Below are 23,331 nucleotides of genomic sequence, written 5' to 3' on the forward strand. Positions count from 1 at the left end.
CATGTTACGCGATAAATTTATTCACTATTTTCAGCAATGGCGTGAACGCCAGTTAAGCCGTGGCGAACACTGGCTGACACAACACTTGGCGGGGCGTTCTCCGCGCGAAAAGGGCATGTTACTGGCAGCGGTGGTGTTCCTGTTTAGCGTCGGATATTACGTCCTCATCTGGCAGCCGTTGAGCGAACGGATAGAACAACAGGAGACGATGTTGCAACAGCTGGTGGCAATGAACACCCGACTGAAGAACGCCGCGCCGGATATTATTGCAGCGCGAAAATCTGCCACAACAACGCCTGCGCAGGTATCGCGGGTCATCAGTGACAGTGCTTCCGCGCACTCGGTGGCCATCAAGCGGATAGCCGAGCGTGGGGAGAATATTCAGGTCTGGATAGAACCTGTGGTGTTTAATGACCTTCTGAAATGGTTAAACGCACTGGATGAAAAATATGCGCTGCGGGTGACACAAATTGATGTCAGTGCTGCTGAGAAGCCTGGGATGGTGAATGTGCAGCGGCTGGAGTTTGGACGGGGGTAGGTATTGCCATTTCCTTAACCCCACCTGATAACCCTTAGCCCAATGGTGAGTGCGGAACTGTCAAACCCGCTCACCGGGCTGAGTTTCGATGTAGCAAGAATTATCTCCCTCCAGACCACCACGGAATATTCGGTAACACTGAAGGAACCTGTTTTTCACCATGTAGCCTTCGTTAATCGACATCTTTCTAAGACTGTAAAGATGCTTAAGTGTTTTGATACATTATGATTATTAATAGTTGTAATAAATCATTGAGTAACAATTGATAGGTCAAAACATATAGGATAATTCTTATGTGATCTGTATTTTGTGTAGCCTGGAAATTAGTAAAATTACAGGAGATAATCAGAAAGGGAATTTCAAATAAGCATAATAATTTCCAGGGAAACTATTCGTCGATTTTAAGAAATGTCTGCTCAGGTATATCTACTGAGGGATGGTGTTGGTTGTAACACTGGTTAAAATAAATACACAAAATAATCAAGATGTATATTTTAATCGACGAAAATAATTACCTTCGGGATTATTGATGCAACTTAAATAACACCATTTAAATGTGATATAAATCACAAATATGGCTGTAAAGAGGGGGCTGTAGATATAAATAAGAAGTACACGAGTGAATTTTAAATAGGGAAATAGTTTCTCGGTGAACAATTTATTGGTAATCAATCGCGTGCGTTCTGGTTTGAAACAGATTGCAAGTGTTGTTACGCATAAAATCCATAGGGGATATTATAATCAAGTAGTTAACAGTAATAACAAAAAATAATTTCCTGAGAAATTAACTCTGCATTCTAAAACGGCCAGTTTTCTGAAATTACCAGAAGACCGAATACATTCATGCCTGAAGAATGGATTAGAAGAAACGAGACGGAAATAGATCTATTTATCCCTGCGGAAATAATTTCTGCTGAAATTTTTTTGCGGCTATTAAAAAGGTCAAACCGTCTGAGTAAATTTTATCCAGTTACAAACAAGTATTACCTCCAGTGTATTGGTAGCTGTTAAGCCAAGGGCGGTAGCGTACCTGAAGAGATTAGGATCACATCATCAAATGGCAAGAAGTGGATTTGAAGTTCAGAAAGTCACCGTAGAGGCATTATTTCTACGAGAAATACGAACACGCTTTGGTAAGTTTCGTCTGGGGTATTTGTGGGCGATTCTTGAACCCTCCGCGCATTTGCTGATACTGTTGGGAATTTTGGGTTACGTTATGCACCGCACTATGCCAGACATCTCGTTCCCGGTGTTTTTACTTAATGGCCTGATTCCCTTTTTTATCTTTAGTAGTATTAGCAAACGTTCTATTGGTGCTATTGAAGCGAACCAGGGACTGTTTAATTATCGACCAGTAAAACCCATCGATACGATCATTGCACGTGCACTGCTTGAGACACTGATTTACGTTGCTGTTTATATTTTGCTCATGCTTATCGTCTGGATGACAGGCGAATATTTCGAAATTACAAACTTTTTACAACTTGTGCTCACCTGGAGTTTGTTAATCATTCTTTCATGTGGCGTCGGCTTAATATTTATGGTCGTTGGTAAAACCTTTCCTGAAATGCAAAAGGTCCTGCCGATACTGCTTAAGCCGCTGTATTTCATCTCCTGCATCATGTTCCCTCTACACTCGATTCCAAAACAATACTGGTCATATCTACTCTGGAACCCATTAGTGCATGTTGTGGAGTTAAGCCGCGAGGCAGTTATGCCTGGCTATATCAGTGAAGGCGTGAGTCTGAACTACCTTGCAATGTTTACTCTGGTCACCCTGTTCATCGGCCTGGCATTATACCGAACGCGTGAAGAGGCAATGCTGACATCATGATTAAGATTGAGAATTTGACGAAGTCTTATCGCACGCCCACTGGGCGGCATTATGTTTTTAAAAATTTGAATATTATTTTTCCTAAAGGCTATAACATTGCCCTGATTGGTCAAAATGGAGCCGGTAAATCAACTTTACTTCGGATAATTGGTGGTATAGATCGTCCTGATAGTGGGAACATTATTACAGAACATAAAATTTCATGGCCCGTTGGATTGGCTGGTGGATTTCAAGGAAGTTTAACCGGTCGTGAAAATGTTAAATTTGTTGCCCGACTATATGCAAAACGCGATGAGTTAAATGAGAGGGTTGATTTTGTTGAAGAGTTTTCCGAACTCGGAAAATATTTCGATATGCCCATTAAAACTTATTCTTCTGGCATGAGGTCAAGGTTAGCTTTTGGATTAAGTATGGCTTTTAAATTCGACTATTATCTTATTGATGAAATCACTGCTGTTGGAGACGCAAAGTTTAAAAAGAAATGTTCAGATATATTCGATAAAATAAGAGAAAAATCTCATTTAATAATGGTGTCACATAGTGAACGAGCTTTAAAGGAGTATTGTGATGTTGCTATTTATCTTAACAAAGAGGGGCAAGGTAAATTTTATAAAAATGTTACGGAAGCCATTGCTGATTACAAAAAAGACCTATAGTGGTTACATTCCAATATTATGCCTTGGAAATATTTAACTGAGACATATCATGAGTAAAAAGTTAATAATATTTGGTGCGGGTGGTTTTTCAAAATCTATAATTGACAGCTTAAATCATAAACATTACGAGTTAATAGGATTTATCGATAAATATAAAAGTGGTTATCATCAATCATATCCAATATTAGGTAATGATATTGCAGACATCGAGAATAAGGATAATTATTATTATTTTATTGGGATAGGCAAACCATCAACTAGGAAGCACTATTTAAACATCATAAGAAAACATAATCTACGCTTAATTAACATTATAGATAAAACTGCTATTCTATCACCAAATATTATACTGGGTGATGGAATTTTTATTGGTAAAATGTGTATACTTAACCGTGATACTAGAATACATGATGCCGTTGTAATAAATACTAGGAGTTTAATTGAACATGGTAATGAAATAGGCTGCTGTAGCAATATCTCTACTAATGTTGTACTTAATGGTGATGTTTCTGTTGGAGAAGAAACTTTTGTTGGTAGCTGTACTGTTGTAAATGGCCAGTTGAAGCTAGGCTCAAAGAGTATTATTGGTTCTGGGTCGGTTGTAATTAGAAATATACCAAGTAATGTTGTAGTTGCTGGGACTCCAACAAGATTAATTAGGGGGAATGAATGAGTAATATATATATCGTTGCTGAAATTGGTTGCAACCATAATGGTAGTGTTGATATTGCAAGAGAAATGATATTAAAAGCCAAAGAGGCCGGTGTTAATGCAGTAAAATTCCAAACATTTAAAGCTGATAAATTAATTTCAGCTATTGCACCTAAGGCAGAGTATCAAATAAAAAACACAGGAGAATTAGAATCTCAGTTAGAAATGACAAAAAAGCTTGAAATGAAGTATGACGATTATCTCCATCTAATGGAATATGCAGTCAGTTTAAATTTAGATGTTTTTTCTACCCCTTTTGACGAAGACTCTATTGATTTTTTAGCATCTTTGAAACAAAAAATATGGAAAATCCCTTCAGGTGAGTTATTGAATTTACCGTATCTTGAAAAAATAGCCAAGCTTCCGATCCCTGATAAGAAAATAATCATATCAACAGGAATGGCTACTATTGATGAGATAAAACAGTCTGTTTCTATTTTTATAAATAATAAAGTTCCGGTTGGTAATATTACAATATTACATTGCAATACTGAATATCCAACGCCCTTTGAGGATGTAAACCTTAATGCTATTAATGATTTGAAAAAACACTTCCCTAAGAATAACATAGGCTTCTCTGATCATTCTAGCGGGTTTTATGCAGCTATTGCGGCGGTGCCTTATGGAATAACTTTTATTGAAAAACATTTCACTTTAGATAAATCTATGTCTGGCCCAGATCATTTGGCCTCAATAGAACCTGATGAACTGAAACATCTTTGTATTGGGGTCAGGTGTGTTGAAAAATCTTTAGGTTCAAATAGTAAAGTGGTTACAGCTTCAGAAAGGAAGAATAAAATCGTAGCAAGAAAGTCTATTATAGCTAAAACAGAGATAAAAAAAGGTGAGGTTTTTTCAGAAAAAAATATAACAACAAAAAGACCTGGTAATGGTATCAGTCCGATGGAGTGGTATAATTTATTGGGTAAAATTGCAGAGCAAGACTTTATTCCAGATGAATTAATAATTCATAGCGAATTCAAAAATCAGGGGGAATAATGAGAACAAAAATTATTGCGATAATTCCAGCCCGTAGTGGATCTAAAGGGTTGAGAAATAAAAATGCTTTGATGCTGATAGATAAACCTCTTCTTGCTTATACAATTGAAGCTGCCTTGCAGTCAGAAATGTTTGAGAAAGTAATTGTGACAACTGACTCCGAACAGTATGGAGCAATAGCAGAGTCATATGGTGCTGATTTTTTGCTGAGACCGGAAGAACTAGCAACTGATAAAGCATCATCATTTGAATTTATAAAACATGCGTTAAGTATATATACTGATTATGAGAGCTTTGCTTTATTACAACCAACTTCACCCTTTAGAGATTCGACCCATATTATTGAGGCTGTAAAGTTATATCAAACTTTAGAAAAATACCAATGTGTTGTTTCTGTTACTAGAAGCAATAAGCCATCACAAATAATTAGACCATTAGATGATTACTCGACACTGTCTTTTTTTGACCTTGATTATAGTAAATATAATCGAAACTCAATAGTAGAATATCATCCGAATGGAGCTATATTTATAGCTAATAAGCAGCATTATCTTCATACAAAGCATTTTTTTGGTCGCTATTCACTAGCTTATATTATGGATAAGGAAAGCTCTTTAGATATAGATGATAGAATGGATTTCGAACTTGCAATTACCATTCAGCAAAAAAAAAATAGACAAAAAATACTTTATCAAAACATACATAATAGAATCAATGAGAAACGAAATGAATTTGATAGTGTAAGTGATATAACTTTAATTGGACACTCGCTGTTTGATTATTGGGACGTAAAAAAAATAAATGATATAGAAGTTAATAACTTAGGTATCGCTGGTATAAACTCGAAGGAGTACTATGAATATATTATTGAGAAAGAGCTGATTGTTAATTTCGGAGAGTTTGTTTTCATCTTTTTTGGAACTAATGATATAGTTGTTAGTGATTGGAAAAAAGAAGACACATTGTGGTATTTGAAGAAAACATGCCAGTATATAAAGAAGAAAAATGCTGCATCAAAAATTTATTTATTGTCGGTTCCTCCTGTTTTTGGGCGTATTGATCGAGATAATAGAATAATTAATGATTTAAATTCTTATCTTCGAGAGAATGTAGATTTTGCGAAGTTTATTAGCTTGGATCACGTTTTAAAAGACTCTTATGGCAATCTAAATAAAATGTATACTTATGATGGCTTACATTTTAATAGTAATGGGTATACAGTATTAGAAAACGAAATAGCGGAGATTGTTAAATGAAAAAAATATTATACGTAACTGGATCTAGAGCTGAATATGGAATAGTTCGGAGACTTTTGACAATGCTAAGAGAAACTCCAGAAATACAGCTTGATTTGGCAGTTACAGGAATGCATTGTGATAATGCGTATGGAAATACAATACATATTATAGAACAAGATAATTTTAATATTATCAAGGTTGTGGATATAAATATCAATACAACTTCACATACTCACATTCTCCATTCAATGAGTGTTTGCCTCAATTCGTTTGGTGATTTTTTTTCAAATAACACATATGATGCGGTTATGGTTTTAGGCGATAGATATGAAATATTTTCAGTCGCTATCGCAGCATCAATGCATAATATTCCATTAATTCATATTCATGGTGGTGAAAAGACATTAGCTAATTATGATGAGTTTATTAGGCATTCAATTACTAAAATGAGTAAACTCCATCTTACTTCTACAGAAGAGTATAAAAAACGAGTAATTCAACTAGGTGAAAAGCCTGGTAGTGTGTTTAATATTGGTTCTCTTGGTGCAGAAAATGCTCTTTCATTGCATTTACCAAATAAGCAGGAGTTGGAACTAAAATATGGTTCACTGTTAAAACGGTACTTTGTTGTAGTATTCCATCCTGAAACACTTTCCACGCAGTCGGTTAATGATCAAATAGATGAGTTATTGTCAGCGATTTCTTTTTTTAAAAATACTCACGACTTTATTTTTATTGGCAGTAACGCTGACACTGGTTCTGATATAATTCAGAGAAAAGTAAAATATTTTTGCAAAGAGTATAAGTTCAGATATTTGATTTCTATTCGTTCAGAAGATTATTTGGCAATGATTAAATACTCTTGTGGGCTAATTGGGAACTCCTCCTCTGGTTTAATTGAGGTTCCATCTTTAAAAGTTGCAACAATTAACATTGGTGATAGGCAGAAAGGCCGTGTTCGTGGAGCCAGTGTAATAGATGTACCCGTTGAAAAAAATGCAATCGTCAGAGGGATAAATATATCTCAAGATGAAAAATTTATTAGTGTTGTACAGTCATCTAGTAATCCTTATTTTAAAGAAAATGCTTTAATTAATGCTGTTAGAATTATTAAGGATTTTATTAAATCAAAAAATAAAGATTACAAAGATTTTTATGACATCCCGGAATGTACCACCAGTTATGACTAGAAAAAAAGTGCTTTGTTTTGTCTTTCGTTATGATTCTCATTTTTTAGCTTTGAAAAATATTTTTGAGCAGATAGATGTTGATTCATATGATTTATTTTTTTGCTGCTTGGATAATTCTCTACAAGAGTTTGTAAAAAAAAATTTAGATGAAAAGATAGTTGTATTCTATCCTGATGACTTTGTTTGTTTTTTCACTTTTATTAATATTGAGTTTATTTTTTGTTCAACAGGAGGGAAGGACCTTCATGAAATTGTTAATACTGTAAGAACAAAAGATACCATAATTATATCTTGTTTTCCTGGCATTGTCCTTACTTCTCAGATAGAAGCTTTTATTTCAAAATCTAATAGTCACTATTTACTTATTAACTCCCCAAAAGATATTAAAACGTATAAAAAAATTTGTAAAATAATAGGGGTTCCTTTTAATGGAATTCTTTTTGGTCCACCATGGATTAAAAATGTCAATATCAATGCAAAAAGTGAGAATTCTTGTCTTATCGTTGATCAAGTTAATGAACCCTTGACGCCAATAAAGAGGATAGAATATGCACGTTTTTTGATTAGAGTAATTCAGAAACATCCACATATGAATTTTATTTTTAAAACTCGAAATCCTCTTATATCACCAGACTCAATTGTTTTTGATATTAAGGAATACATTGAACGCTTCGATTTGAAAAATATAACATTTAGCGATGATAATATTGATTCTTTAATTTCTAAAGTTGAATATTGTATTACAATATCTTCTTCGGTCGCAATATATTGTCTGGCTAATAAAATTAAGGTTTATTTAATAAATGGATTTAATCATACTTGCAATGGACAATGTTATTTTTCAAGATCTGGACTTATTGTTGACTATAATAAGTTTAATTTTAAACACATTCCACGTATTAAAAAAAAATGGATGGAGGAGAACTTTTATTACTCTAGGGATATTCAACATAAGATTTTGAATGATATTTTAAAAATGCCGCCAAATGTTAATGTTAGGACTTTTGGAATTAAAAGATCTACATTGATTATATTGTTTTTGATCTTTTTTAATTTCTTTTTCTCATTAGGACCAAAAAAAATAAAAACATTGAAAAAAATCCATAAAGTTTTATTAAGGTATAAGAAAGATGATATTTGATGCTAGTTTAAAGAAGTTGAGGAAATTATTTGTAAATCCAATTGGGTTTTTCCGTGACTCATGGTTTTTTAATTCTAAAAACAAGGCTGAAGAGCTACTATCACCGTTAAAAATAAAAAGTAAAAATATTTTTATAATTAGTAACCTGGGGCAATTAAAAAAAGCTGAGTCATTTGTACAAAAATTTAGCAAGAGAAGTAACTATCTTATTGTTTTGGCAACTGAAAAAAATACTGAGATGCCAAAAATTATTGTTGAACAAATAAATAATAAATTATTTTCTTCATACAAGGTACTATTCATTCCAACTTTCCCAAATGTTTTTTCACTTAAAAAGGTTATATGGTTTTATAACGTATATAATTATTTAGTTTTAAATTCAAAAGCTAAAGATGCTTATTTTATGAGCTATGCGCAACATTATGCAATCTTCGTATATTTGTTCAAAAAAAATAATATAAGATGTTCATTAATTGAAGAGGGGACAGGGACTTATAAAACCGAAAAAGAAAACCCAGTAGTAAATATTAATTTTTATTCAGAGATTATTAATTCAATTATCTTGTTCCATTATCCAGATTTGAAATTTGAAAATGTATACGGTACATATCCAATTTTGCTTAAGAAAAAATTTAATGCGCAAAAATTTGTTGAGTTTAAAGGTGCTCCATCAGTTAAATCATCAACCAGAATAGATAATGTTATCCATAAATATTCTATAACTAGAGATGATATAATATATGCAAATCAAAAGTATTTGATTGAACATACATTATTTGCGGATTCGTTAATTTCTATCTTACTTAGAATAGATAAGCCTGATAATGCAAGAATATTTATAAAACCTCACCCTAAAGAGCCTAAAAAAAATATTAATGCAATTCAAAAGGCAATAAAAAAGGCAAAATGTCGTGACATAATTCTTATAACAGAGCCAGACTTTTTAATAGAGCCGGTAATAAAAAAAGCAAAAATAAAACACTTAATTGGATTAACATCATCTTCTTTGGTATATGCACCTTTAGTTTCTAAAAGATGTCAGTCTTATTCAATAGCGCCTCTTATGATAAAGTTGTGTGATAATGATAAATCCCAAAAAGGGATTAATACGCTGCGTCTCCATTTCGATATTTTAAAGAATTTTGATAATGTTAAAATATTATCGGATGATATAACATCTCCCTCTTTGCACGATAAAAGGATTTTCTTGGGGGAGTAATAAAAGCTACATTTTATATTCTATTACAGTACCAGTCGTAAAATTAAATCTTAAAGTAGTATGTTTTATTACCTTTATGTTACTTTTCTTTGAAGAGGATGGAAATGATTTTTTGGCTACTTAAAATTCAAAAGATATTGACTTGAAATTTAATATATATTATGTTGGCAGTTTGTTGTGTTCCCCCCATAATAAACCCAATTAACCTGCGTCTTCATCAATAAATACCCCCGAAACTTCTTAAACAGTTTCATATCCGGTTTAAAATCGGCCTGCCAGAACTGGTGCAAATGCCCTTGATACGTCAAGCCCTTGATGTCGTACAGGGCATTGCCCATCACTTTGAGTGGTTTGTTATGAATCAGTGCAGAGATCCCCGCCGTACTGTTAATCGTCACCACCGCTTTTGCGTGGCGTAATAGTTCCGGCATCGGGAGATCGTGCACATAAATGACGCGCTCACTTAAGCCATATTCCTTACTTAACCGCTTAATTAATGGTCGATAGAGTCTGTGACCACGATCCATCGGATGATGTTTGATCACCAAATAACTTTCTTTCGGCGCTTTACGTGAAAATGAGTACATGACTTCATTAATATAGTCACGCACATCGTTATAATTGCTGTGGTTACGAATCTGGCTATCGTTATATACCTGCAAAACGGCAAGATAATAACGCTGGTCCAACTCGTTCATTAACCTCGGTAATACCTTACGCTGTGTTACCTTGTAAAGTTGCTTGCGCCAGTATGCACGAACCCAGCAACGTGCTTCATACCAGGGGGAAAACGATTTATGGTGGCGGTAGCGAGGGAACTCATGGCGGTAATGCCAGCCCATCAGGTAATACCACATCGCATGACCTATACGTTTCATCGTTGAAGGTTTTAAGTTCTCAACGTGCGGCGTAGGCATATCTGGTAACTTACGATAAAAATCCGGATCGCGCGGTAGCGATGAATATGCGTTCACTCCGTCTTCTTCAACGGTAATAAATTGCGGGCGTAAATATCCTTCCTCAAATGCCAGAAAGCGGATCCCTTTCGACTTTGCCCAGCGTTTTGCTTCTTTGTGCAATGGGCGGCAGTCACCAAAGCAGAGGATGGTATCAAAGTCATATTGCCGATGGAGATCCCGTAACCATCCGGGAAACTCTTTCGGCGTTTGGTAGTAAGCCAGGTATTGTCGATGACGGCAGTAAAAACGATCCCCACCGTTGAATACAACATTCACAGCGTTACGGCCTAATGACTCTAACCATTCGGCGACGTCATTGAAAAAAGGTCCCATCGGCCCCTGCAATAGCAGATATTTTTTACCGGATAATAAAACGGTTAGTGCATTACCTTGCATAAATAATTTGCGTAATAGTCAACTATGAAATTGTTTAGCCAAATCTGACCTTACAGAACATAATTAATTTGCGGTAATAACGTATTACTCGCCCCGCTTTTTTTCGGGTAATAAACATCGGCTTGCGCGGTGTCTGGATCAAATATTCCGCCGCCTCTTCAACCGTAATAGGTTGTAGCCGTGTTGGGTGGATATAGGTTGGATAAACAATCAGCGCCTGATAGATCAAATCCGCTAACGTTAATTTTCGCTCGCGACGCGGGCAACGATGTTCATCGACGGTTAAACCCCAACCGGCATAGAAGGGCAGGCCGTAACAATGTACGTGCTTGCCATGTAATAACGCTTCAAACCCCGACAGCGACGTCATGGTATGCACTTCATCTGCGCGCTGAATGCATTGAATAATATCGGCGTCCAGTGCCTGATAATCAGCGAGTTCAGCAGTCAGTTCTGCCGGAATATCGCCCTTGCGATTCCCCACCAGTACATCCGGGTGCGGTTTATAAACAATGTAGGCGTGCGGATTACGCTCGCGTACTGTGCGTAATAACTCAAGGTTGCTCTTAATCGAGACTGTGCCTGTTTTAATAGAGGCATCGTCCTCTACCTGACCCGGCACCAGGATAACTTTTTTATCTTTGGCTTTGGCTGGTAGAGAGAAATCGGCTCCCAGGTTGTACTTGCTCAGTTTACTTTCAACCAGTCGCTGGCGTAATTTTTCAGCTCGCATCTGCTGCGCCAGCGTTAGCTGGCTATGATTAAGCAGCACTTCCAGGTCGCTGGGGCGCGTGGCGTCATAGTAGATCCCGCGTTTATCCAGTACCAACGATAGCGGCGGCAGCAGGTCAGAGCCAAGTCCGGATGAACGCAGAAAACCATCTTCCATTCGCCATAATGGCAGTGATTTTCGCTGCGCTTCGGCTCGCCATTGCTGTTCCCCCTTTACACCCCATACCACGCAGGCGCTCGCCGCAGTACAGCGACGTGAAAAACTCAGCCGGTTTGTTGGCGTTCGTAAGAAGGGTTTCAGGATCGCCGACTTCCACAGCGTTAAGCCTGGCGCCCATAAATAACCATTACGCTGTTGCAGATGTCGACGTTGTAATTGCAGCCATTGCAGCACGGTAAATAGATCGCTTACTTCTCCCGTTTGCGGATCGATATAGCGACAGTAACGCAGGTATGCAGCGGCAAAAAGTTCCTCCAGCGTGGCAGAACCGCGTCGGGCAGATAACAAAGCGGACTGCGGATGGCGATCGTCGGTTAAGCCCCAGCTTGCATACCAGGGCTGGCCGAAACATGTTACTGGTTTTCCTGCCAGCAAGGCTTCAAAGCCGTATTGGGAGGTCACGACGTAAACCCGGGAAACGTGTCGCAACAGCGACTGCGGGCTGACATTCTCGGCAATTAAACGTACTCGTTGCGTGGCGCGCAGATCGGCGAAATAACCTGTTTTCTTTCCTTCCAGTACATCTGGGTGCACCTTCACCCAAATTTCGGCTTGAGGATTTTCCGCCATCGCGGCTTCCAGCATGGCAGCAAACTCATGCGGGCCAGCATTGCCATACGTCACTGACATATCATTAAATGTCTGATCGACAACCAGAACGATGTTTGTACGTTCTGACTCATCAGCCACAAACGCAGGCGCCAGATTATATTTCGACATATCCCCGGTCACGATGGTGTGCATCGCTTCTCTGGCCTGGCTTATCAGAGCTGTATTTCCGGCTTTATCCTGTACCAGTTTCTCCAGCGCCGAAGGCTTGCTGGCATCGTAGTAAATGCCACAATCATCCACCACCAGAGAAAGCGGCGGCTCGCCATTGACGCCAAGATCCAGCGAACGCACAAATCCATCTTCCAGACGAATGACGGGTTTTCCCGCTGCTTTGGCGATGGCGACTGGTTTCGCCGCGCTGGGACGATGTCCCCACACGGCGATAGCATTAACTTCTTGCGGAACAGGGCGCAGCAGAGAAAGTTTCTGGCACGGTTGCGCCAGAAATTTCTCCAGATGCGGAATACGCCAGATGCCAGGCGAGTAAATGCCAATCATGCGTTTTCAGCCAGTTCCTGTGCCATCAGGGCGCGCACTTTTTCCAGGCATGCTGGGGTGTCGACGCCCGGACCGGTTGCGGCAACCTCAAATGTGCGGATGTTGATCCCTGCGCTCATCAACCGCAGCTGCTCCAGTGATTCTGCCTGCTCTGGCATGGACTCTGGTAACTGGCTGTAGTTTTGCAGCACATCGCGACGATAAGCGTAAATACCGACGTGTTTCAGGTAGCGCGCTTTTTCAGCATTTCGCGGATACGGAATAGGCGAACGGCTGAAATAAAGCGCATCCTGGTGGGTATTTACCACCACTTTTACCGTGCTTGGCTCGGTCGCTTCTTCGGCAGAAATCGCGTGGCATAGCGTTGCCACTGGCAACGCGGGGTCATCACGCATTCCTTGTAACAGCGTATCTACATCCCGCGGGCGAATCATTGGTTCGTCGCCCTGCAGGTTAATGTAGATATCTGCCTCGACTTTATGCATCACCTCGACCAGCCGATCGGTGCCGGATTCATGATCGTTGCGCGTCATGATGGCTTTCCCGCCAAATGCCTGCACGGCCTTTTCAACACGCTGATCGTCTGTTGCCACCCAAACTTCCGCAACGCCCGCCACCTGTAACGCACGCTCGTAAACATGCTGGATCATCGGTTTACCAACAATATCGAGCAGTGGCTTACCCGGCAGGCGCGATGAGCCATAACGAGCCGGAATGACAATAACTGCTTTGCTCATTTCAACTCCTTACAAAGACAGAATCACTTTTGCACCCACCGCCAGCTGATAGAGGATGGTGGAAATACCACGGGTAACTTCAATGTTTTTCGATTCATATTTCGGCAGAACCATAATCTCATCGCCCGGTTTGAGTGAATCCACATCTTCTGCGTTGACGGCAGCACCGTTCTGACGAATGACGATAATTCTGGCGTTACCCGATTTCTGCGTCAGGCCACCACATTTCTCGATGTAATCCTCGGTGGTCATACCCTTCTGCCAGCTCACCGCGTTCGGGAACAGCACTTCGCCATGAACCATAACCAGCGATGTTTTCTCCGGAATATTGATGACGTCGCCATCTTCAAGCAGAACAGAATCAATATTGGATTCGTTGAGGATCACTTCACCTTTCGGAACTACGGTGCGTGCTTTCGCCACAAAGCGGCTGATCAGTTGCGCTTCCTGCATTCGCAGGCTGGCTTCTTCTTTGGTGGAGGACTGGGCAGAAAGTGATGCTTCCTCCAGTTTTTGCAGCGAGAGATTCAGCATCTCTTTCTGACGCTGAGCTACTGATGGGCGATAAAGCTGAACCGCGTTCATCTGCGACATGCTGTTCGGGCGGACTTTTTCCAGAACCGCACGCATAGTGGAACCATAAGGCAGTACCATGGCATGTTCACCGGAGTGTGCGCCTTCAACCCGCACCTGAATGGTGCCGGCATAGCGGTCAGTGCTCACGATTAAGGTATCGCCATTTTGCAACATACGGCCTGGCGCAGAACTGATCGGATAGTATTCGCTGCGTTTTTGCAGCCCCTGTTTACGCATAATCGTAATGTGAGTCGCGCCAGGCTTAGGGCGCGCCCAGCTCAACGCTTCCGTTACGGGAATGCTGCTTTCGCGGAACTCAAAGTCGTAGCTGTTAAAGACATCGCCCTGAACGCTGAAAGTATGCTGACGCGGCCCGACGATGATGGTGTCACCATCGGCGAACTGCGAAAGCCCCAGTTTGCCGTTCAGCAGGAAGTCGTACAGGTTGACGTTGGAGCGCACGCGGTTACCGCGCTTGACCACAATATCAACGTAACTTCCGCGCTCTGGATCAACGCCGCCAGCCTTGATCAGATAATTGAGTAACGAATCAGACGTCACACCGCCATACAGACCAGGATTACGCACAAATCCGGTCACGTACACTTTTACTGGCTGCGCCTGTAATAAGGAGGCGTAGACGTTGACGTTGGACTGGTATACTTCCTTCACTTTGGATGTGACCAGGGCATTTAGCTGACTATTACTGACGCCAGCAACTTTCACCGGACCAACGTTCGGCAGGAAAATATTACCTTTGGGATCAACCTGTAACGCACCATCAAAGGTGAACGCACCCCACAAGCGAACCTGAATGCTATCACCCGGATTCAGAATATAGTCAGGGTTGAATCCTACCGTCGCACCGCTATCCGCGCTGGTGCCGTTGAAAAGTTGAGCACCAAACATACGGCTCATTACCACCGGCGGTGAGGGCGGCGGGGTATTGTCGAAGCCGCTCATGTTTTGCGTATCCGACTGTTGCCCGTTCAGAATACCGGTAAGCGGCGCGGCTCCTGTAAGGTTTGGGTCAGCGTTAATATCAATGGCCGCGCTGGCCTGCGCCGCGTGACAGGCGGCAATCAGTAAAATTGATTTAAATAATTTCATCACAAACTCATTCAGCGACAGCGTTAGTCTCGGTGATCTTCAATAACAGCCAGCAACAGTTTCAGGGTGCCGAACAGCAGGCAGCACACCAGTAACCAGCAGGCGATCAAATAAGGGATATTTGGAAAAGACGATTCCTGCGGCAACTGTGGCGAACTGATCACTGACAGCACCTTGAGCTTACGAGCCGCTTCTACACGGGTCTTTTCAATGGAGGTCAGGGTCAGTTTGTACAGCTCGGTGTTGAACTCTACTTTTGATTTGATTTCTTCAAAATCCACTGCCATACGGTTTAGCTTGTCACCCTGTGGCGCAGTGATTTTGCTTTGTTCTTCATCGATTTGTGCCTGCAATGACTGAATCGCATTACGCGCACTCACTACTTGCGGGGCGTCCTCACGCAGATACGTCAGCAAGTTACGCAGATCCGCTTCCATCTGGATCTTCTGGCCCATCAGCGTATTGACTAACGTGCTCGCCGCCTGTGCCTGTGCCTGTGGATCCAGAACGTTGTTGTTGTCCTGATAAGAGAGCAATTCCGCTTTGCTGGCGTCCAGACGCTGGCGTGCCTTTTCCATCTCCGTTTCTGCAAAGGCAAGCTGGTCACGCGCGATGCGATGTGACATCTCATTGATAAAGCGCTCTGACTCTTTCAGCACGGTCTGGTTAAACTTAAGCGCAAACTCCGGGCTAAAGCCCTGCGTCTGAATATTCAGTAATCCGGTTTTATCGTCATACGAGACGTTGATACGGTCCTTGTAGTACTTCAGGAATCCTTCTGCGGTTTCATCCTTGCTAAGATGATTAAGAAAATCGAGCCCGCTGTGGCTAAATGCTTCACGAAAATTTAGTTGCTTATCCAGCGCCGCCAGCATATCCGGCGAGTTGATGTACTCTTTCAGATACAAAGCATCTTCTGCGGAACTGGGGTTAGAGGCACCCAGAAGCAGACCAAAATTCAGGCTGCCGCTGTTTAAATCATCCGAGCGTTTAATGGCGACTTTCGACTCGCTCATATAGCGAGGCTGGCTGAAGATAGCCAGATAGATCAGCAGCATCGCCATCGGTGCCAGAATGATGATTTTCGCCAGGTGTTTTTGGATATCTGCCAGTGAGATGGCAGACAGACGAGCACGCATCCAGGATACGGCAGACTTCACTTTTATCAACATGTAACGATTATCAAAGTTTCAGTGGGGCGCAAACTCAATGAGAGACTAACCTCTCGAACCCCGTTGCTTAATTAGTCGAAAATGCGCACAAGGCCAGTGACTTTATTTGCCTTGTTGGTCACCAATAACGTTGAGACACGGTGTTTTTGCATTTTTTCTTCCGCTTCAATGATCATGGTGTCTTCCGGTAGCGTCAGCGGTTCACGTGTCATCATCTGCGCAGCCGTGGCGGATGTCAGAGAATCCTCTTTTTCCATAAAGCGACGCAGGTCACCGTCGGTGATAATGCCCGCTAGCCCACCTTCTGCGTCTTCTACCATCACCATTCCCTGGCATCCGCTGGTGATACGTTGAATCACGGTTTTAAATGACGCATCCAGCTGTACCGCAGGAACATCATGTTGCATGACATCAGCAACGCGGGTCAGCAGGCGACGACCTAATGAACCGCCCGGGTGATAGCGCGCAAAATCATTCGGCATAAATTTGCGTTGGCGGATCATGGCAATCGCCAGCGCATCGCCGATCGCCATCGTCAGCGTGGTAGACGTTGTTGGTGCAAGATTATTCGGGCAGGTTTCATTCGCCATATGGAGTTCCAGCACGGCATCAGCATTTTTCGCCAGCGTGGAATTTCCATTATTGGTAATGGCGATAATTCGGTTGCCGAAATTTTTCAGTGAAGGAACTAGCTTGAGGATTTCATCCGTTTCACCGCTGGCAGAAATAAGGATCAGAAGATCGTAAGGCGTAATCATGCCCAGATCGCCATGGAAAGCTTCTGCAGGATGAATAAAGAAACTAGGCGTACCCGTAGAGGCCAGCGTCGCTGACATTTTACGACCGACATGCCCTGATTTACCCATTCCCGAAAGAATAACGTGCCCTTTACAGTTCATTATCAAATTAAGGACACGCTGGTACTGCCCGGAATCCAGTTGTTTAGACAAGTTTTGTAATGCTGCGCCTTGTTCTGCCAGAGTCTGGCGAACAGAGGTAATTAGATATGGATCGATAGTACTGCTCTGGTCATCAGGTAAATGTCTTTCAGACATATCAGCTCCTTTGCACGGAAATAATGCCACAGTCACAACAAACCCGAACCCACTATAATTTATTTATGCTAAATCAATGGGTTGTAACAAAATTTTTAATGAATATAAAACCATGGTCAGTCCATGCTTATATGCAGGACTTATCACCTTCTTATTAAGTCGCAATGTCTCATGGAGGTGCGAAGATGCTGCAATATTACAGGCGAGAAGGGGAACCAAATTTTGCCCACCTATTTAACACACCCCTACATTATGAACAAGGAATTTAGGATTTTTATCATTTATTAAAATGTTTCTCACTTGACTATTAAGACCAAAAACAATTTATCAATTGATTATTTCCTCGTAAAAAAAGAACGTATGACCATGTTATTAATAAATAAAACACGTAAATAATGGTGATGTTGTTTTGTGATTAACTATTTAAAGCGGCATAATAAACAGGTTGACAATTTCTATGTAAAGAAGAGGAAAATAATAAAATTTTAGCGGTGACTATTGAATGATATGATAGTTGTGATGTTGATTATTTCTGGTAATGAATGCGGAATTAAATCTGGCCGGATTGTATTTTTGCTATATCTGTTTTTCAGGAGATTATTATTAAATATAAAAATAACAGTGGTGATTATCTCCGGTTGAGCTGGAGTCACGTATGCCAGCGAGTGCTTTCTTCCGGGCCTTCCTTCACTTCAGATAAAGAGCCTATGGAAAAGAGGCAATCATCAGGCTCTTTTTGAGTCATATGCGCCGATAATCAACTGTCTTGAACGTAAAAATTATGGAGCAACATGATGCTACGATTCATTTCACTCTTCGTTCTTTCTGAGCATTGCGTTCAGGATGGTCAGCAATTTACGCATACAGTCAACCAGCGCCATTTTTTTGGTTTTTCCGGCTGCTGACAGATGCATGTAAAATGCCTTTATCACCGGATTAAACCAGGTTACCACAAGCGCTGCCATGTGCAGGGCTGCTCTTGCCTCCGTACGCGCACTGGCGTCGTTCGGCCAGCAGATATGTGTGGGATTACAGGGATGTTATGTGAACTGAACTGTGTTTTGTTAACGGGGGATGTTTATTGATGATTCGGGAGTGTTTAAGACCTGATGGCGTTATGCTCCCAAGTTTATTTTATATAAAGATCCAAAAGCAAAAACCCGCCTTGTGGGCGGGTTCTTTAGAATAGTGGTGCCGGACTCGGAATCGAAGATTGCTTCTATCATGTTGAGATTGGTTAATTTTGTTTGGTTTGGTTAAAAATGTACCCTCTTTTGTACCCTCAGTCCCTTTTGCTGTGAAAAAGGAATCAAACCCGGGAGTTGGGAGATGAGGTGAAAGGGGGGGACGCATATCCTGGTCCATTTCAGTATGTGTTATCTCTGGTTTTTGCCGTTTCCGCTGTTGTATACCCACTCAGCAATAAACTGTTCAGCGGGTAGTGGAGGTGCATAGCGGTATCCCTGCAGATAGCAGCTTCCTTTCTCTGTCATGAACAATTCCTGTGATTCGGTTTCAATGACTTCGGCAATGATATCAATACCTAACCGGCGAGCCAGCTCAATAACATTTTCTACTATATGCCCGGAGATTTCATCCACGCCGACCATTTGTACAAACCCTTTATCGAGTTTGATGTAATCGACAGGAAACGACTGCAGGTAGCTGTGGGTTGCATAGCCAGTACCAAAATCATCCAGTGCAAACAATACTCCCTGTTGATGTAATTTCGCAAATAACGCTTTTGATTCTGCGGTGACGGATAGCTGGTTTCGTTCTGTCAGTTCCAGAACCAGTTTCACTTTCCCTTTCGGGAAGGTGGATAGAAACTTCATACAGCTATCCTCCAGTCCCGGAGACAGAAAATGCGCTGGTGAAATATTGATCCCAATATGAAATTGATTCGGTAAAAAATGCGCAACAGAATTAAGGCTATGTTCGACCTGAGACATCAACTGTTGCGTTATTGGGGCAATTAATCCGGTGGACTCTGCCAGCGGGATAAACTGATCTGGTGGGATAATTCCGCTGACGGGGTGATGCCAGCGAATCAGTACTTCGCAGCCGGTTAGCTGGTGATTTTTAGCGGAAATGATGGGCTGAAAATAAGGTCTGAACTCTCCGTGAGCAAGTGCATTTTTCAGCATATCGAGCGGGGAAGATGGACGTCGGCGGGACAGCAGAAAGGCTGTGAGTATTCCACCGAAGATGGCAACAGGGATCATATACCAGGCCTGTTTCCAGGCGTAGGTAAGTTGCATTTTCACCGGGATGATATAAATCAGGGAGAACGGATATTTTTTTGAATGACTTTCTTTTTGTATACCGCTGTCGTCCGGGAGCAGAGTGACATTTTTTCCGCTGGCTGACAGGACCGTGTTTCCCAAACGGAATCGTATTGCAGGAACCGCATGAACCACAGAGATGATGTCCTGAATAAAATAATAATCCGTGGCGGTAATGACCGTGCCGTTTTTGTAAGGTGTTCTTAACAGGATCCAGGGCAGAGTACCTGTATCTTCAGGAAAACGAATCAGCATATCGTGCCGCCACTGTTCCTTTTCAGCAACTGGACCGACAGGTAAACCGGGGTGGGTGCTACAAAATACAGCCTCTTGTCTTGCCAGGCTCAGTGCACGAAGTTGTGGGCGTTTCAGCAGCAGATTGCTTAATTCATGCTGAGTATCTGCGTTACAGTTATTCAGAAGCAAATGTTCTGCTTCCTGGCTGATGCTGTTGTTCTGATTGAGAATGTTTTCTATATAGCCAAGTGCGAAATTAACTCTGATCTGGCTGTCATTCACCAGCTCTGCTTTTTTCCAGAAAAATGTCAGCAGAATAATGAACAGAAATATCAGACTACCTGCCACCATAGCTGGAGTATGTTTTTTTACAAATAATCTGGAAAACATGTTTTTTTGCTCTGAATGACGCCAGATTTATCAGAATGTTTTTGTGTATGTACTGAGTCTGTGCTTTGGGTTAAACGGGCGATAAGGTTTCCGGATAGTATTTCGCAATAATATCATTCAGTCTGTCAACCAGCTCTGGTTTCCTGAACGTGATGTGCGCGGAGCCCTTCTTAAAGTATCTGATGCTGAACATCTCATCTTCATAGCACGCTTTACCCTGAACTGAGTGGATGTGATCATCCAGATGAATGGTTATGTTTTCCCGGTTGTCAGGAATCGGTTTGCCGCTGAACAAATACAGCATTCTTTCCAGGTCGGCAAGTCGATCTGCCTGTTGCCCGGTGATAAGATGAAATCCCCACCGGTCCCATCTCACCAGATTGTTGACGATAATTTTACTGCCAAATTTACAGGGGCAATTAGTTTTGTAATTCCAGTTCAGTCCCCTGAAGACGTTGATCACCCCTCGCTCAAACACTTCATCTATGTTCTGGTGCAGTTGTTCAAATGTGCTCAGAATGTTCGCTTCACTGATTTCCGGAAAATTATCATATTCCAGTGATCGGTACCATGTATCACGGGCCTGTGCATCCATTAAGGAAAGCATCCCTGAACGTTGCATCAGGTCACGCCAGATTTCTCGATCGAGATTGCGGGTGATGGCTTTCATTGCTGCTTCCGGTTTTTCCATCAGCCAGCAGCCACAGCGAAAATTCTGTTTCATCGCCCAGTCCAGGGCGGTTTTGCCGCCAATGCCTGCTGTCAGCACTGAGATTTCTGCCAGTTGCCGGATAAGCGTTTCGGTTTGTTGCAGTGCTGCATTCCGTACCGTCACAACGTGTCGGATACTGGTGGAGCAGATAACGTCCGTATGCCCGGTGACCACTTCCGGACGGGAGATTGTGATGTCTGACATTATCGGTTTTCCTTTTGGTTTATAGACGAAAACGCCAGCTGTATTCAGGCTGGCGTCAGGGGAATGAAGTATGGTGAGTGATATTCACCGGTTCTGGTGCAGAAGCTGCAGATGACGAACAGCACGGACATCCTCCCGGGCCTGTTCGATGCAGGGCAACAGTGCTGCTGAATCCGTCTTATCCTCATCGTTGTCGAAGATAATCCCGGATTCACAGTCGATATTGTCCTGCAGCCACGCAATCAGAATATCCAGTGCTGTTTCCGTGGTTAATGATTTCATGTTGTTCCTGGTTACCAGTTGAAAGTGGGTAAACCCGGCAGGCATTCAGCGCTGGCATCCAGATGAATGAGACTGACGCCATAACGTCGGGTAAGTGTGACAACCAGACAACGGAACGTTTTTGACAGGCCCAGGCGCTTAAGCCGCAGAACCGGGTATGACCACGCATCGGTACGTAACAGATAGCCGCTGCCTGTAAAATGAATCCATTCTGATTCGCCGTCGTCATTAGTCTGGTGTGACAGCGAGTACAGCCAGGCGTTGTCCGTTTCCGTGATATGTGCGGTGCTGCAACGTATGCAGGTAAGGGTTGTTAACGGTGGTGGTGTACTGGTTGCGTGTTGGTCGGATTTATCGACCACGCGGAGTAAATAACCGTTTTCAGAGACCTTGTTAATCAGTTCACTGAGATTAACACCATCGACGTCAACGACAATGCGCCCCATGTTCAGTGCCTGCACGTTAACGCTGTCGGCTTCCAGCGTCAGGGCCAGTTTCATTGTTTTGCCTCCGGATGCTTGCCCTGGGTAATGTTATTTACCATTCTGTAATTGTTCCGGGTCATCAGGCCGGTTGCCCTGCGAGCCCGGAGAATATCAATGCTGTTGATTAACTGCGACGGGGCTCCTGCGCTGAATCCCGGCTGGTCGGTACGTACCAGCGCGTATTTTTCAACGAGAAAGTTCACCGCGTCACACAGTGAAATCCCTGCCTCAATATGCTGCTCAATCACACGTTCATCAGCGAACGGTGTGTCATTCAGCGTGAGGCCATAGTGCTGGTCCAGCAGTCGGGTGAGCAGTGTCTGCCAGATGGTGACGGGAGACGGGCAGCCCGATGCCTCCCGTACGTGAGTGTCGGGTAATGTATTCATCTTAAGTTCTCTGTAACAGGTGGTGATAAAGGGGAGATATCCGGGGTTATACGGTGATTGCGGGCGCTGCCGGTGTCGGATAAACAGCCAGATAAACGTAACCACAACTGCCAAGGGTATCGGCTTCGCAGGTCAGCCCTTTCGCATACAGTGTGATGGTATGCTGATGGCGGGGATTCAGTTCACCGCTGGTGAGCATGAGTTCCAGTTGTTTCATCAGCAGCGGAAAGGCCTGGTCCAGGTGGTATGCATCCGCGTCGCTGAACCGGCCTCTGATACCGGCACGGTCGGCAAGGTAATGCAACCGGTTACCCTCCTGCACCAGACGTGCCCCGAAACAGGGCGTCACGGTGCAGGGCAGCCCCCACCAGGGGCGGTCGTGATTGTCGTCGGGATGCGTTGTCCCGGGCAGTGTGTCTGACACGATAAAGTCCTCACAGAAATCAGTTAAGAATGGTTCGATGGTGGCGATAATTCGGCTCATCAGAATGCCCTTCCTGACTCAGTTCAGGGTGACGCTCATCAGCCGGACATACGGGCCAAAACTGTCTTTACGGCGTTCTGCAAACACAGCCAGCACACCGGGAATATCCTGCACTTCACGACCGGTATACGCTTCAGTGCTGCCGTGCCAGCGGTATTTGCCGGTACAGAACGGAAAAAGACGGGATGCCGGATGTTGTTGGTGAATACGCATGGCTTCACCACGGGTGATGATTTTCATAGTGTGATACCTCTGAAGACAGAAGATAAA

General features: G+C 42.3%; 22 protein-coding genes and 1 pseudogene. 9 read left to right on the top strand and 14 right to left on the bottom strand.

Annotated features, from left to right (window positions below; genetic code table 11):
- The first annotated feature begins 1 nt into the window (after nt 1).
- The 9 genes from yghD (at nt 2) to EAS44_RS04715 (ending at nt 9,526) form a co-directional block, all read left to right on the top strand.
- Nucleotides 2–538 (top strand): GspM family type II secretion system protein YghD, encoded by a 537-nt coding sequence (gene yghD / locus EAS44_RS04675; RefSeq protein ID WP_000942829.1) that lies wholly within the window; start codon nt 2–4, stop codon nt 536–538.
- A gap of 1,057 nt (nt 539–1,595) precedes the next feature.
- The gene (locus tag EAS44_RS04680; protein ID WP_000124301.1) at nt 1,596–2,372 is read left to right on the top strand and encodes an ABC transporter permease; all 777 of its coding nucleotides are present in this window, start codon (nt 1,596–1,598) and stop codon (nt 2,370–2,372) included.
- On the top strand, nt 2,369–3,028 hold the full coding sequence (locus tag EAS44_RS04685) for an ABC transporter ATP-binding protein (protein ID WP_000590258.1): 660 nt from the start codon (nt 2,369–2,371) through the stop codon (nt 3,026–3,028). Before EAS44_RS04680 ends, EAS44_RS04685 begins: the two co-directional genes overlap by 4 nt.
- 49 nt (nt 3,029–3,077) lie before the next feature.
- A complete protein-coding gene (locus EAS44_RS04690; RefSeq protein WP_000038461.1) occupies nt 3,078–3,701 on the top strand; it encodes an acetyltransferase in 624 nt (207 codons plus the stop codon).
- Nucleotides 3,698–4,738, top strand: a complete 1,041-nt coding sequence (gene neuB / locus EAS44_RS04695) for an N-acetylneuraminate synthase (protein ID WP_000066003.1) — start codon at nt 3,698–3,700, stop codon at nt 4,736–4,738. The genes EAS44_RS04690 and neuB overlap by 4 nt, the downstream gene beginning before the upstream one ends.
- Nucleotides 4,738–5,994: a cytidylyltransferase domain-containing protein gene (locus EAS44_RS04700; RefSeq protein ID WP_001259305.1), complete on the top strand. Its 1,257-nt coding sequence runs from the start codon at nt 4,738–4,740 to the stop codon at nt 5,992–5,994. The genes neuB and EAS44_RS04700 overlap by 1 nt, the downstream gene beginning before the upstream one ends.
- The gene (neuC, locus tag EAS44_RS04705) at nt 5,991–7,166 is read left to right on the top strand and encodes a UDP-N-acetylglucosamine 2-epimerase (RefSeq protein ID WP_000723250.1); all 1,176 of its coding nucleotides are present in this window, start codon (nt 5,991–5,993) and stop codon (nt 7,164–7,166) included. The genes EAS44_RS04700 and neuC overlap by 4 nt, the downstream gene beginning before the upstream one ends.
- Nucleotides 7,159–8,307 carry a DUF6716 putative glycosyltransferase gene (locus tag EAS44_RS04710; RefSeq protein WP_000197083.1) on the top strand — a complete coding sequence of 383 codons (1,149 nt, stop codon included), beginning with the start codon at nt 7,159–7,161 and terminating at the stop codon, nt 8,305–8,307. The genes neuC and EAS44_RS04710 overlap by 8 nt, the downstream gene beginning before the upstream one ends.
- The gene (locus EAS44_RS04715) at nt 8,297–9,526 is read left to right on the top strand and encodes an alpha-2,8-polysialyltransferase family protein (protein WP_000575410.1); all 1,230 of its coding nucleotides are present in this window, start codon (nt 8,297–8,299) and stop codon (nt 9,524–9,526) included. Before EAS44_RS04710 ends, EAS44_RS04715 begins: the two co-directional genes overlap by 11 nt.
- A gap of 149 nt (nt 9,527–9,675) precedes the next feature.
- Here the strand turns inward: EAS44_RS04715 and EAS44_RS04720 are convergent, their stop codons facing one another.
- The 14 genes and pseudogenes from EAS44_RS04720 to EAS44_RS04785 form a co-directional block, all read right to left on the bottom strand.
- A complete protein-coding gene (locus tag EAS44_RS04720; protein WP_001161829.1) occupies nt 9,676–10,881 on the bottom strand; it encodes a capsule biosynthesis protein in 1,206 nt (401 codons plus the stop codon).
- A gap of 34 nt (nt 10,882–10,915) precedes the next feature.
- A complete protein-coding gene (locus EAS44_RS04725; RefSeq protein WP_000579525.1) occupies nt 10,916–12,943 on the bottom strand; it encodes a capsular polysaccharide biosynthesis protein in 2,028 nt (675 codons plus the stop codon).
- Nucleotides 12,940–13,680 (bottom strand): 3-deoxy-manno-octulosonate cytidylyltransferase, encoded by a 741-nt coding sequence (gene kdsB, locus EAS44_RS04730; RefSeq protein WP_000030755.1) that lies wholly within the window; start codon nt 13,678–13,680, stop codon nt 12,940–12,942. Before kdsB ends, EAS44_RS04725 begins: the two co-directional genes overlap by 4 nt.
- Before the next feature lie 9 nt (nt 13,681–13,689).
- Nucleotides 13,690–15,366: a polysaccharide biosynthesis/export family protein gene (locus EAS44_RS04735; RefSeq protein ID WP_001331697.1), complete on the bottom strand. Its 1,677-nt coding sequence runs from the start codon at nt 15,364–15,366 to the stop codon at nt 13,690–13,692.
- Between the two features lie 23 nt (nt 15,367–15,389).
- The gene (locus EAS44_RS04740; RefSeq protein ID WP_000905916.1) at nt 15,390–16,538 is read right to left on the bottom strand and encodes a capsule polysaccharide export inner-membrane protein KpsE; all 1,149 of its coding nucleotides are present in this window, start codon (nt 16,536–16,538) and stop codon (nt 15,390–15,392) included.
- A 71-nt stretch (nt 16,539–16,609) separates the two neighbouring features.
- On the bottom strand, nt 16,610–17,593 hold the full coding sequence (locus EAS44_RS04745) for a KpsF/GutQ family sugar-phosphate isomerase (RefSeq protein ID WP_001331698.1): 984 nt from the start codon (nt 17,591–17,593) through the stop codon (nt 16,610–16,612).
- 809 nt (nt 17,594–18,402) lie between these two features.
- Nucleotides 18,403–18,585, bottom strand: a pseudogene (locus EAS44_RS04750) (IS110 family transposase); the annotation flags it as partial.
- A 384-nt stretch (nt 18,586–18,969) separates the two neighbouring features.
- Nucleotides 18,970–20,505, bottom strand: coding sequence for an EAL domain-containing protein (locus EAS44_RS04755; protein ID WP_000492897.1), 1,536 nt, complete (start codon nt 20,503–20,505; stop codon nt 18,970–18,972).
- A gap of 70 nt (nt 20,506–20,575) precedes the next feature.
- Nucleotides 20,576–21,421: a DUF4942 domain-containing protein gene (locus EAS44_RS04760; RefSeq protein WP_001280513.1), complete on the bottom strand. Its 846-nt coding sequence runs from the start codon at nt 21,419–21,421 to the stop codon at nt 20,576–20,578.
- An 84-nt stretch (nt 21,422–21,505) separates the two neighbouring features.
- Entirely contained in the window at nt 21,506–21,703 is a 198-nt protein-coding gene (locus EAS44_RS04765) for a DUF957 domain-containing protein (protein ID WP_000839254.1), read from the bottom strand.
- Between the two features lie 11 nt (nt 21,704–21,714).
- Nucleotides 21,715–22,203 carry a DUF5983 family protein gene (locus tag EAS44_RS04770; protein WP_000761714.1) on the bottom strand — a complete coding sequence of 163 codons (489 nt, stop codon included), beginning with the start codon at nt 22,201–22,203 and terminating at the stop codon, nt 21,715–21,717.
- Entirely contained in the window at nt 22,200–22,577 is a 378-nt protein-coding gene (locus EAS44_RS04775) for a TA system toxin CbtA family protein (protein ID WP_001094436.1), read from the bottom strand. Before EAS44_RS04775 ends, EAS44_RS04770 begins: the two co-directional genes overlap by 4 nt.
- Before the next feature lie 46 nt (nt 22,578–22,623).
- On the bottom strand, nt 22,624–23,001 hold the full coding sequence (cbeA, locus tag EAS44_RS04780) for a type IV toxin-antitoxin system cytoskeleton bundling-enhancing antitoxin CbeA (RefSeq protein WP_015953067.1): 378 nt from the start codon (nt 22,999–23,001) through the stop codon (nt 22,624–22,626).
- A 78-nt stretch (nt 23,002–23,079) separates the two neighbouring features.
- On the bottom strand, nt 23,080–23,301 hold the full coding sequence (locus tag EAS44_RS04785) for a DUF987 domain-containing protein (RefSeq protein WP_000692312.1): 222 nt from the start codon (nt 23,299–23,301) through the stop codon (nt 23,080–23,082).
- Between the last annotated feature and the right edge of the window lie 30 nt (nt 23,302–23,331).

Source organism: Escherichia coli DSM 30083 = JCM 1649 = ATCC 11775 (assembly GCF_003697165.2).
Lineage (GTDB): Bacteria > Pseudomonadota > Gammaproteobacteria > Enterobacterales > Enterobacteriaceae > Escherichia > Escherichia coli.